Origin of the sequence: Chitinophaga sp. (assembly GCF_036569185.1) — a bacterium.
In the GTDB taxonomy this organism is placed as follows: Bacteria; Bacteroidota; Bacteroidia; order Chitinophagales; family Chitinophagaceae; genus Chitinophaga.
In genome coordinates, this window is the sequence record NZ_DATCRD010000269.1 from 1 (window position 1) to 12,087 (window position 12,087).

Here is a 12,087-nt window from a genome sequence, read left to right on the forward strand (position 1 = left end):
GTGGGATGTACGCGGTAATATCGTCTGTATGAATAAACATCTGCACAAGTTATTATTAAAAATGTAACACGAAATAAATAGAATTATACGAAATTATTAACAGTAAAAACACGCATTATTCCCAAAAATCGTAATAATTGAACCATTGCACCGGGTAACGGTATACTTTTTCTTCCACATGCTGCACAAAATCCTGCAGGGCGGTTTCTACTCCCTGGTTACGCCGGCCGTGATACAAACGGGGCTCAGTGGCAAAAAAATGATAATGGGTAGCTGATTCCTTGAAGGCGAATACCACGGAAACCGGTACCCGGAAAGTGGCAGCCAGCAGGAAAGGCCCTACCGGGAAACGGGCATCCTGTCCTAAAAAAGGCGCCGTTATTGTTTTATTGCCTGGCAGGAACCTGTCGGCATGCATGCATACCAGTTCCTTATTGTTCAATGCTTCATTGATGGCATAAATGTGCGAAAGGTCGTCTTTGATCACGATAACATTCATGTTCCGGTCGCCCGTAACACCGGAAAGGTAGTCCTTTACACGTTGGTGCTCTCCGTCGAACATCACGATATTGATACGGGTTTGCAGGCGTTTGAACAAATGACCGGCTACTTCCCAGTTACCCACATGTGCGCTTAGCAGGATGCCGCCTTTGCCACCGGCAATCATTTCACGCAGATAATGTTCCCCTTCAAATTCAAAAGTGAATTTATTGGACATATCAGCCATTACCACCACCTTATCGATGAGGGTTTGGCCAAACACATGATAATTCCGGTATAAACTGAGCAAGGCGCGCGCCCGGCTGTAGCCGATTTTGGTGCGGAAATAATGATAGACAGGTTTTGAGGAACTCCAGGAAAACGCAAAAAAATAGAAGGCCACAAACTTCAGCAGCAGATACGCCGGTGCTACCCCTCCATGCTTCAACAGGAAAACAAAACAACTATATCCGAACTTATTTCCTTTAGACTTTCCTTGCCAGGAAGGCATTATACCAGTTCTTTTTGTTGTACACGAGTGGCTACATAATTGTAGAAATCCTGGAAGGTAACAATAGCCTGGAATTCCTCCGGTTTTACTTTAAATCCGAAGTTATCCTCTATTACTACCACCATGTCGATATAATCCAGGCTATCCAGATCCAGCGTGGATTTCATGTTTGCTTCAGGCGTGATGGCCGCGGGGTTTGCTTCAAACTCCTCTACCAGAAACTTATTCGTAACAGTTATTATCTCTCTAATGTCCATAAAGTGTGAAATCAGATATAGGTCGGTTAATAATTTGTGTTTATTCAGTCTGTTAGTCAGCTATTCCTATTCCGAGCGCCAAAGTTAAGCATATTTATTTTCCATTCCACCCCCTTACAATCAGGGAGGAATTTGTTCCTCCAAAGCCAAAAGAGTTTGACAAAAATATATTAAAATTTTTATTAATTGTATTGGTTACAATATTTAACCTGGCGGCATCCTCATCGGGGTTATCCAGGTTGATATTCGGGGCTATAAAGCCATGCTGCATCATGAGCATGGAATATACAATTTCACTGGCGCCGGCCATCCAGCATTCATGGCCGGTCATTGATTTAGTGGAGCTTACATAAGGCCGGGAGGCGCCAAACACTTCGTGAATGGCTTTGGCCTCGCTGGCATCACCGGCGGCGGTGGAGGTAGCGTGGGCGTTGATATATTCTATATCACCCGGCTGTAATCCCGCATCCTGCAGGGCTATCTGCAGGGATCTTACAGGTCCGTCTACAGTTGGATTGGATATATGTGCACCGTTCGACGAAAAGCCATATCCCAGCACTTCCCCTAAAATGGTAGCGCCCCTGCGTTGTGCAGATTCCAGGCTTTCCAGGATCACAGTGGCAGCGCCGCCACTGGGCACCAGCCCGTCGCGGTCACGGTCAAAAGGCCTGGAAGCGCGGGTAGGATCATCTTCCCTTACAGAAAATGCGGCAATGGCATCAAAGTTACCCATCCCGTATACATTTACTTCCTGGGCGCCGCCACAGATCACTGCGTCCTGCATCCCGTTCCTGATAAACATATACCCAAGCCCGATGGCATGCGAACCACTGGCGCAGGCTGCGCTTACAGTGAAGTTCACACCCCGGAGCTTAAAGATGGTGGCCAGGTTCATATTCACCGTGGAGTTCATGGTCTGGAACACAGACCCCGAACCTACCAGCATGGTATCTTTTTTTGCCCGCATAATATCGTTGGCTTCCACCACCGGTTTCGCAGAACTGTCGTTGCCATATAAAAGCCCTATGGGGGTAGAATCGATATATTCAGGCGTTATTCCCGCCTGGGCAAGTGCCTCGCGGGTGGCCATGTAGGCAAATTCCGCCTGCTCGGGCATCATCAGCCTTGCACGGCGATCCAGCAGCCCTTTGAGCTCGGGCCTTTCTATATACCCGGTTAGCCCGGAACGGTAACCAAATGCTTTTCTTTCAGGGTCCAGCACAATGCCGGATTTACCCTGATACAATGAATCCCTCACTTCCTGCATATCCTTTCCGATGCAGGAATAGATTCCCATCCCAGTGATCACTACTCTGTTCATAGCTCTTAGCTTTTAGCGGTTAGCCTTTAGCCCGGTATATTGACGTTATTAAGTATGAAGCCCCCCATTGATGTTCAAAATTTCGCCGGTAATATAACCTGCCGACCTGGATGCCAGGAAGGCAACAGCATCTGCCACTTCTTCGGCAGTGCCAAACCGGTTCATCGGAACCTGTGCTGCGAGCTCTTTTTCATTGAGTTCGGCTGTCATATCTGTTTTAATGAAACCAGGTGCAACGGCATTTACCGTTACCCCCCTTTTTGCTACTTCCTGTGCCAGCGCCTTTGTAGCCCCGATAACCCCTGCTTTGGCAGCAGAGTAATTGGTTTGACCGGGTAACCCTTTTATACCAGACAGCGATACCATGTTGATGATACGCCCGTAACGCTTTAGCAACATGCTGTTCAGCACCTGTTTGGTGACGTTAAAAAATCCATTCAAACTGATATTGAGTACATTGCTCCATTGCGCCTCGTTCATCCAGAACATCAGGGAATCTTCCCTGATGCCGGCATTGTTCACCAGCACTTCAATCTGTTTATCTTTATTATTCTCCACCCAGCTGCCCAATACCTGCTGCACTTCGGCGGCGTCGCCTACGTTAAAAGGTATCAGCTCACCCGTACTGCCTTTGGCCTGCACCGCTTCCAGCGTTTCCAGCGCCGCAGCCTCATTTCCCTTATAGTTGATCAGCACATGATAACCTGCTTCGGCCATCCTGATACATACTGCCCTTCCTATCCCTCTTGACCCTCCTGTTACTAATGCACATTTCATGAATTACAAATTACGAATTACGAATGATGGCTAACCACTATTGTTTGATCAGAACTGGATTGGCGTGTTTTTTACCAGGTAAGCTTTAATTTGCTGAAGATCTTTATAACGCGGGCTGTCCTCAATAAATTTAGGGAAAATTGCTCTCACTTCCTGGTATACTTTGTGGGAGAACCCTGCCAAACGGTCCTGGCAATTCAGATAATCCACCGCCTGCAACATCGTCATTACCTGTATGGCCAATACCTGGAAAGTATTTTCTATTACTTTGCTGGTCATGGTAGCGGCGTTAGTGCCCATGCTCACAATATCCTGGTTGTCGTTGTTATTGGGGATACTGTGCACATACATCGGGAACGACAACGTCTGGTTTTCCGCTACGGTGGAGGTTGCCGTGAATTGCACCCCCTGCATTCCAAAATTGAAGCCAAGTTTACCCAGGTTCATGAATGGAGGAAACTTATGATTCAGCTTTTCATTCAGCAGGTAATTCAGTTGTCTTTCTGCCAGCATCGATAATTTGGTGATCGCTATCTTGATCTTATCCATTTCCAGGGAAACATAATCGCCGTGGAAATTTCCGCCATGGAAAACGTTTTCAAGGTGATGATCCACCACGGGGTTATCACTTACGGAGTTCAGCTCCTGTACCACCAGCTTTTCTGCCTGTACAAGGGTATCGTAAACAGGGCCCAGGATCTGCGGAACACAGCGCAGGGAATAATACTCCTGTACTTTATCTTTAAAAATTTCCTCTTCCAGTTCTTTGTAAAGATGATCGGGGCGATGGCGGACCATTTTACTGCCGGTAAGGATCTCCCTCATTTTAGCTGCAATCTTTTGCTGGCCTTCATGCTTTTTTACGGCATTCAGTTCTGCAGAGAGATGATCGTCGAATGCTTCCACTATTTCATTGATCATGGCAGATAATACCACTGACCATCCCAATAATTTCTTTGCTTCAATAAGGTTTATCAGCCCTATACCCGTCATAGCGGATGTACCGTTAATAATGGCCAGGCCTTCTCTCACGTGAATGCCTATGGGCTTCAGGCCTAATTTTGCAAATACATCTGCCGTAGGCTGATATTTATCTTCATACCAAACCTCTCCTTCCCCGATCAGTACCAGCGCCAGGTGGGCCAGCTGTACCAGGTCGCCGCTGGCGCCTACACCGCCATGCTCAAACACACAGGGATATACGTTTTTATTGATCAGGTCTTTTAAAAGATGTACCACTTCCGGATGAATACCGGAATGCGCCTGCATAAAGCTGCTCAAACGCGCTATCATGAGGGCTTTGGTGTGCAAAGGCGACATACAGTTCCCTGCCCCGGAGCTATGGCTGCGGATCAGGTTATACTGCAACTGGAACGTATCCTCATCGCTGATACGGTATTGGGCCATGGGACCAAAACCGGTATTGATACCATAGATCAGTTTCTTTGCAGAAAACTTCTCCAGGAATAGAAAACTGGCTTCTACCTGCTGCAAAGCGGCTGTTTCCAACGTCAGCTCTTCGCCGCCCAAAAGGACCCTGTACACTTCTTCCAGGGACAGTGCCTTACTTCCTATTGCAACCATCTTATCTTAAATTAAATTATTTGTATATGTAAAAAAGTGCTCAAAATTAGCATAAAGCTAGATTTATCCAAATAAATAACAACCCCATTCGTCGAATTACGGGTAATTACGCATGCGGTTATTACTTATCCGGGAAGGAGAGCAAGCCTATTCTTCTTCTGTTGTTGTTGGCGGTGTAACCAGTACTTTGTCGATACGATGTGCATCCATGTCCACTATTTCAAAGGTAAAATCTCGCCAGGAGAACTTCTCGCCTGTTTGCGGAATATGTTCCAGGTGATGCAGGATGAAACCTGCCAGCGTATCAAAATCCTGCTCAAATTCGGTCATCCAGTCTTCCTTATCAAATTCTTCCAGGAAATCGTAAAACGGTATCTGTGCATCTACCAGCCAGGTACCGTCTTCCCGGAGCACCATTTCATAATCATCGCTTTCAGCTGTTTCCGGCATATCGCCCACAATGGCCTCCAGTATATCATTCAGCGTGATCATTCCCAGGAAGGTGCCATATTCATCCACAATAAAAGCGGCGTGCAGATGTGTTTCCTTGAATTTTTCCAATACCTGGTAAGCGGTATTATTTTCCGGCACAAACAGCGGTTTGCGGATAATTTCTGCGAGCCTGGCAGCATCGCCGGATAAGGAATACAGGTCCTTGATAGTGATCAGTCCTTTAATGGTATCTATCTGTCCGTCGCAAACGGGATACACCGAGTGCAGGCTTTCAAGGATCCTTTGCCGGTAGGTAGCGGGGTCATCATTGATATCCAGCCAGGTAATATCGTTGCGATAGGTCATGAGCGAAGTGATATTTCGGTCGCCCAGGTGAAATACCCTTTCTATAATTTCCTGTTCTGTTTCTTCAATGGCGCCGGAGCTGGTGCCTTCATTAATGATGGCTTTGATCTCTTCTTCCGTAACATGCGGCTCCCCTGATTTGAGGTTGAATAATTTTATGAGAGCGGCGGAAGAAACCGTTAACAGCCAGATGAATGGGAAAGTAAGCCAGGAAAGCACCTGCATGGGCTTAGCCATAAACTTGGCGATGGCTTCGGGCCGGGCCAGCCCTATGCGTTTAGGTACCAGTTCTCCCAATACCATAGAAAAATAAGTGATCACCACTACAATAAGGATAGTAGCCACCACGCTGCTGTAAGGCTGTATAAGCGGGAAGGTGTTCAGCCAGGCCATCACATCGGTTTTGATGTTCTCGCCTGAATAAATACCCGTTAAGATGCCGATCAGGGTAATACCGATTTGCACGGTAGAGAGAAAGGTGTCCGGATTGTTGGCCAGCTTTAAAGCTGCCTTTGCTTTTTCATCCCCTTTATTGGCCTGGTTCTCCAATCGGATCTTCCGGGCCGAGACCAATGCTATCTCCGACATCGAGAACAGGCCGTTCAATAAAATAAGGATGAGGATAATGACGACTTCCATATATAAAGCCTAAAAATAAAAAATTATTCAAATATCAGGGTCAGAAATGCCAGGATCAGGCCTATGGCTATTGCCAGTACTTTTTTCCTGCTGAGCTCATGATGTTTTGTGCCGCTTTCATAAAAGATAGTAGTGGAAATATGCAAAAATGCCCCCACCACCAGCGCCACTACGTATAAAAGATAATGTTGTACCACTTCAAAACGGCTACCCAGCCAACCTGCCAATACTGCTGCCAGCGGCGTTACCAGCGCAAAAATGACCAGGATCCGCCAGAGCTCCGCGCGTTTGCGGTGCGCATGCATCATCACCGTGATCAGCGTTAATGCTTCCGGGATCTTATGAGCAGCTACGCCTGCCATCAGCGATGGCAGCGCAGAATGATCACTGTATTTAAATCCCAGTGGCAGCCCTTCCATGAACGCATGAATGGAAAGCCCCAGCAGCAGCGGTGTTACAGCAATATGATGGTGATGCTCCTGCGGCATATGGGTATGTCCGTGCTCCATTCCATGAGAAAGCTGCTGCAGGAATACCTGCAGGAAAAATCCCAGCACAATATAAATGCCTGCCTGGTGCCCCAGCTCTTCATATACTTCGGGCAACAGGTGCATAATGATCACACCAAAAAGAAAAGCCCCTGTAAATGCAAGCAGGTAAATAGAAAAGTTGGCATTAATGCGTTTTACTGTCATGGGGATCATCCCACCAGCAATGGTTGCAGCCAGTATCAGTATCAGATAGTTCCAGTTCATGATGCGAGTTCAGGCTCCAGTCTTATGCGGCGTTGAAAAAAACTGCCGCTCAGCAGCCCGATTAAAATACCCAGTACCGCGCCACCTGCTACATCGAGCGGGTAGTGCACCCCTACATATACCTGTGCATAGCCGATAGCAGCGGCCCATACAAAGAATAACCAGGCGTACCGGTGAAATGCATGTTTTAAAGTTATGAAACAAAATGTAGCCAGGGCAAAATGATTGGCGGCATGGTTGGAAGTAAAACTTCCGCTCATGGGACAATACACCACCAGTACCCGGGCATAGTGCGACACCAGCGGATCCCTGCAGGGCCTCACCCTTCCAATGGCGCTTTTCAGGTACAGGCTGCTCTGATCAGCTACTGCAAAGCACAGCAGGAAAAACAGGATCCAGAAAAGACCTTTCCAGCCATAATTAATAGTGACAAACAGCGCCAGGAACAGGTACAGCGGCGCCCAAACAAACGGCTCCCTTAAAAAAGGCAGCACCACATCCAGGAATCCATTGTACCATTGCCCGTTGATATGAAAAAAAAGCCGGAGATCCCCGCGTAATATCGATTCAAGCATGGCTACGATTTTGTGGCGATAATGATCAGTCGTGGCGAACGCTGCTCATCATAGCTGTTAAAGTGATAGTCGCCGAATATTTCTGTTATTGCAAGCCCCTGCCTGGCAAACATGGCTTCAAATTCCGGCCTGGTAAAGGCGTTCACGCTTTCGGTGTAGGTAGCGCGGCGCATTTTCTCCTTATCGAGGATACTGATCTGCTTCATAAATTTATGCGCTTTCAGTTCCCGGCGGATATCAAATACCACATTGTCTTTTTCCTTTACTTCATCCGTCACCAGGTGGGTGGCCACATAGCTGCTGTTCAGGTAGTCCAGCACCAGTTTACCTCCCGGTTTCAGCGCATTGGCAAGTGTGCGCAGGGCATTGTCATTATCGCGCTGCGTTTCAAAGTAACCAAAGCTGGTAAAGAAGTTAAACACCACATCAAAATAGTTTACCCAAAAAGGTAAACGCATATCATGCTGAAAAAAGCTCAGGTGGTCGTTCTCCAGCTTTTTTGCCACATTAATGCTTTCAATAGACAGATCGATCCCGGTTACATAATAACCTTTGTCTGCCAGGTATTTAGCGTGCCGCCCCCTTCCACAGGCCACATCCAGCATTTCCGCATCGGGTGCGGGCTGCAGGTAGGTAAGCAACTTATCGATAAATGCCGCAGCCTCCCTTTCATCCCGGTTATTATACAACAGGTGATAGTAGGGAGAATTAAACCAATCCTTAAACCATAGTTTATCTACTTCCATGTTTTGTGCAGCAGCTATCAACAAAAGGTAACAGCTATTTTTTATTATTAAACATCAAATATCGGGTGCTTTCGTAAAAGCCACGTGTTAAATTATCAAGGCTTTTTGCTGTATCCGCCTGCTGTGCACTGATATTCTTCAACGGATCACCTTTCAGGTCGTACAATGCAGTAGCATTGGTAACCATATTTATTTCGTACAGGTAACGATCGCCCAATATTGCGTAAAAAGGCATCTGGTTACGCAGATAGGTCATAAACACATATTTATCGTTCACCCGGGCACTATCGAAAAGATCTGTGCCCAATGTATAGTTCCTGTAAGGCATTCCCACCATTTTCGCTACTGTGGGATACACATCCAGCAGGCTGCCGGGAGTGGTTACAGTTTGCGGCGCCAGGTGTTTCGGACTATACATAAATGCGGTTACATGTACGCCGCCGGTAGACAGCTCATATTCCGGCAGCGGCATAAAGCTGTATGGGTTGAGCACGCAGTTATGATCTCCGAAAAATACAAAAATGGTATTATCAAGATAACCATCTTTACGCGCCATATCTATAAGATGTCCCACGTTATAATCTTCATATCTCAGGGCATTGAACTGGTCGACCGATACAAAGCCCGATTGTTTGAACTTTTTCATGTCCAGGTCTTTCTCCGTCACCTTTTTGAAATCGCCGGCGCCACTGGTGGTAGTGTAGGGCGGGTGATTATCTGCCAGCTGGAGGAAGGCCACGAAAGGCTGCTTCTTATCATTATCTTCCTTAAAAATACCACTCGCTTCAGTGATCAGGTCATAATCGGAGATCCCCCATACATCAGCCTTTCCGGATTTATACATGCCTTCCTCATAAATACGGATCCCTTCCACATTGTTGGTGAACACCGCGCGGATATTGGCCCAGTTGGTATTGCCGCCCAACAGGTACAGTTTATCATATCCTTTGAACTGGTCCATTACAATCCGCTGGTCCAGCATTTTGGGATGGCGGCTGGCTGTTTTCACGGCAGTGATATCAGGTAAACCGGTATGTACGCCAAATACCGTTTTGGCGGTACTGATGGCCGGCACGTAAAAATTCTTGAACAGGATGCCGCTGTCGGCCAGCCGTTTCATGTTGGGCGTGGCCTGCATGGGATTGCCATACATACTGGTTACTGCCGCACCGGTCGATTCCAGCATTACCAGCACAACATTGAGCCGGGGCTTGCTGCTATCGCCCGCCACGGTACGAACATAGTTGAGGTTATTCACATCGGTGGAGTCCACTTTAAAATAGGAAGCTACATATGGATAATATTTTTTGGTCGCTTCCAGGTTGTAAGTGTCGCCCTTTACAGAGAAGTTGGACGCAAAATACAGGATGGGATTGAGCCCCAGGCTGGTTACGCCGTTATCGCGGGTAAACATGGCCTGGCTCCAGCGAAGCGGGAAATAAGCGATGTTGCCGTAAATCCCTGCCGCAAACAGTAATACCATCCCGGTCACATAACCGGTAAAAGGCCATTTACGCAGGTGGATCACCGGCTGGGCAGCGAATTTCCTCCAGGTAGCTTTCTGCAGGCGGTATACCAGGAACATGAAAACAAAAATCCCTAAAGCGCCTCTCACTACCGGGTAGCTTTGCCATACCATCCGGGCATTATCCGCCCGTTCCCCTTTTGCGAGAAACCTCAATACAGAAGGGTCCAGGCGTTGCCCCAGGTAATCATAATGACCCAGGTCGAGGATATAAAGAAGGGTGAGCAGCAGGTAAATAAAAAAGAAATAAGTAAAATTGATATTACGTATAGCCCGCGAGGTAAAAAATTTATTCCGGGTGATGAGCGTTAATAACAAAATGGGGATCATGAGGTAAAGTGCCAACCGGAGGTCAAATCTTAATCCCAGGTTCCAGGCTTTGAGTATCGCTGCATGCGCTGTAATGGTGGTTTTAAAGAAGAACAGGTAAAAAATAGCCCTGAACATTACCATTAGCAGGAAGAGGTAAAGCGTTTGAACAAACACATAACGAATATACCGGGGTATATTCTTCCACGAGTATTGCATGTAACGTATAGCTGTTTTTTGAAAAGCGTAGCTGCAAATATAGTGAAAAGTGCATGTGTAAAATTTAAAAATAGGGATAACACCGGCCTGTGAATGGTCATCTTTTCATAATTAGGATTTCTGGAATGGATTTTTTTATATTTGCCTTCCTTTAAAAATTGAATCTTGTGGCACTGATCAAATCGATATCCGGCATACGCGGAACCATAGGCGGTAAGCCCGGCGAGGGACTTTCTCCATTAGATGTGGTAAAATTCACCGCTGCCTACGGCACCTGGCTGAGCCGGCAAACAGACAACCGTAAGGTGGTAATAGGCCGTGATGGCCGTATTTCCGGCGAAATGGTAAAAAACCTGGTAGTATCCACCCTGAACGGGCTTGGTATTGATGTAGTAGACCTCGGTTTATCTACCACCCCTACCGTGGAACTGGCAGTTACGATGGAAAATGCCGCAGGCGGTATTATTCTTACCGCCAGCCATAACCCTAAAGAATGGAACGCATTGAAGCTGCTGAACAGCAAAGGCGAATTCATTTCCGGGGAAGATGGCGCCCAGCTGCTGGAGATAGCAGAACAGGAAGACTTTAACTTCGCGGACGTAAATAAACTAGGCTCCTACACTGCCAACGATTCTTACCTCCAGAAACATATCGACCTGGTAGTAAACTATCCGCTGGTGGATGTGCCTGCCATTAAAGCACGCAATTTCAAAATTGTGGTGGATGCGGTAAATTCTACCGGCGCCTTATTTGTTCCGCCCCTGCTGAAAGCACTGGGTGTGGAAGAAGTAGAAGTGCTGTTTGCGGAAGTAAACGGAAAATTCAGCCATAATCCTGAACCGCTGGCAGAAAACCTGACCGCTCTTTCCAATGAAGTAAATAAGTCCAATGCCGACCTTGGCATCGCCGTTGATCCGGATGTGGACCGTCTTTGCTTTGTTTGTGAAGATGGAGGCATGTTTGGCGAAGAATATACCCTGGTGGCGGTAGCCGATTATGTGCTGAGCAAAAGAAAAGGTAATACCGTTTCCAATATGTCGTCTACCCAGGCGCTGAAAGATGTAACGCTGAAGCATGGCGGTCAATATACCCCTTCTGCAGTAGGCGAAGTGAATGTAGTAAAGAAAATGAAAGACACCAACGCGGTGATCGGCGGAGAAGGCAACGGCGGCATCATTGTTCCCGACCTTCACTACGGCCGCGACGCCCTGATCGGTATCGGTCTTTTCCTGAGCCACCTGGCGCATAGCAAAAAAAGCATCAAAGCCTTACGCAACAGCTATCCCGACTATTTCATCTCCAAAAATAAAATAGAACTGGATAAAGGTGTGGATGTAAAAACCATCTTTGAAAAGATCAAGGTGAAGTATAAGAACCAGCCTTTAAATTCAGAAGACGGGTTGAAAATCGAGTTCGATAAAGACTGGGTACATCTCCGTACATCCAATACAGAGCCCATTATCCGTATTTACGCAGAAAGCCAGAACGAAACCACCGCAGATAATATTGCCAAAAGGATCATGCAGGATATTAAAGAGTTCATGCACTAATCGCCTTCGGCGATACGCGGATTTTGTCTGACTCAGGATTA

11 protein-coding genes are annotated in these 12,087 nt (G+C 46.9%); 1 reads left to right on the forward strand and 10 read right to left on the reverse strand.

Features of this window, described 5'->3' with window-relative positions; genetic code table 11:
- Positions 1-115: 115 nt before the first annotated feature.
- The 10 genes from VIM72_RS20805 to VIM72_RS20850 all read right to left on the reverse strand — a co-directional run bounded on the left by VIM72_RS20805 (position 116) and on the right by VIM72_RS20850 (position 10,496).
- A complete protein-coding gene (locus VIM72_RS20805) occupies positions 116-991 on the reverse strand; it encodes a lipid A biosynthesis acyltransferase (protein ID WP_332004752.1) in 876 nt (291 codons plus the stop codon).
- Positions 991-1,248 (reverse strand): acyl carrier protein, encoded by a 258-nt coding sequence (locus tag VIM72_RS20810; protein ID WP_332004753.1) that lies wholly within the window; start codon positions 1,246-1,248, stop codon positions 991-993. Before VIM72_RS20810 ends, VIM72_RS20805 begins: the two co-directional genes overlap by 1 nt.
- Positions 1,249-1,342: 94 nt before the next feature.
- Positions 1,343-2,569, reverse strand: coding sequence for a beta-ketoacyl-[acyl-carrier-protein] synthase family protein (locus VIM72_RS20815; protein WP_332004754.1), 1,227 nt, complete (start codon positions 2,567-2,569; stop codon positions 1,343-1,345).
- A gap of 48 nt (positions 2,570-2,617) precedes the next feature.
- The gene (gene fabG / locus VIM72_RS20820; protein WP_332004755.1) at positions 2,618-3,346 is read right to left on the reverse strand and encodes a 3-oxoacyl-ACP reductase FabG; all 729 of its coding nucleotides are present in this window, start codon (positions 3,344-3,346) and stop codon (positions 2,618-2,620) included.
- A gap of 48 nt (positions 3,347-3,394) precedes the next feature.
- Positions 3,395-4,930 (reverse strand): aromatic amino acid ammonia-lyase, encoded by a 1,536-nt coding sequence (locus VIM72_RS20825; RefSeq protein WP_332004756.1) that lies wholly within the window; start codon positions 4,928-4,930, stop codon positions 3,395-3,397.
- A 147-nt stretch (positions 4,931-5,077) separates the two neighbouring features.
- Entirely contained in the window at positions 5,078-6,367 is a 1,290-nt protein-coding gene (locus tag VIM72_RS20830) for a hemolysin family protein (RefSeq protein WP_332004757.1), read from the reverse strand.
- Between the two features lie 23 nt (positions 6,368-6,390).
- The gene (locus tag VIM72_RS20835) at positions 6,391-7,122 is read right to left on the reverse strand and encodes a ZIP family metal transporter (protein WP_209862543.1); all 732 of its coding nucleotides are present in this window, start codon (positions 7,120-7,122) and stop codon (positions 6,391-6,393) included.
- Positions 7,119-7,697, reverse strand: coding sequence for a phosphatase PAP2 family protein (locus VIM72_RS20840; RefSeq protein WP_332004758.1), 579 nt, complete (start codon positions 7,695-7,697; stop codon positions 7,119-7,121). The genes VIM72_RS20835 and VIM72_RS20840 overlap by 4 nt, the downstream gene beginning before the upstream one ends.
- 2 nt (positions 7,698-7,699) lie before the next feature.
- Complete coding sequence (locus tag VIM72_RS20845; RefSeq protein ID WP_332004759.1) at positions 7,700-8,467, reverse strand: class I SAM-dependent methyltransferase; 768 nt, start codon at positions 8,465-8,467, stop codon at positions 7,700-7,702.
- Between the two features lie 10 nt (positions 8,468-8,477).
- Positions 8,478-10,496: an LTA synthase family protein gene (locus tag VIM72_RS20850; RefSeq protein ID WP_332004760.1), complete on the reverse strand. Its 2,019-nt coding sequence runs from the start codon at positions 10,494-10,496 to the stop codon at positions 8,478-8,480.
- A 167-nt stretch (positions 10,497-10,663) separates the two neighbouring features.
- On the opposite strand from VIM72_RS20850, the gene glmM reads away from it, so the two are divergent.
- Positions 10,664-12,046 (forward strand): phosphoglucosamine mutase, encoded by a 1,383-nt coding sequence (gene glmM, locus VIM72_RS20855; RefSeq protein ID WP_332004761.1) that lies wholly within the window; start codon positions 10,664-10,666, stop codon positions 12,044-12,046.
- Positions 12,047-12,087: the final 41 nt, after the last annotated feature.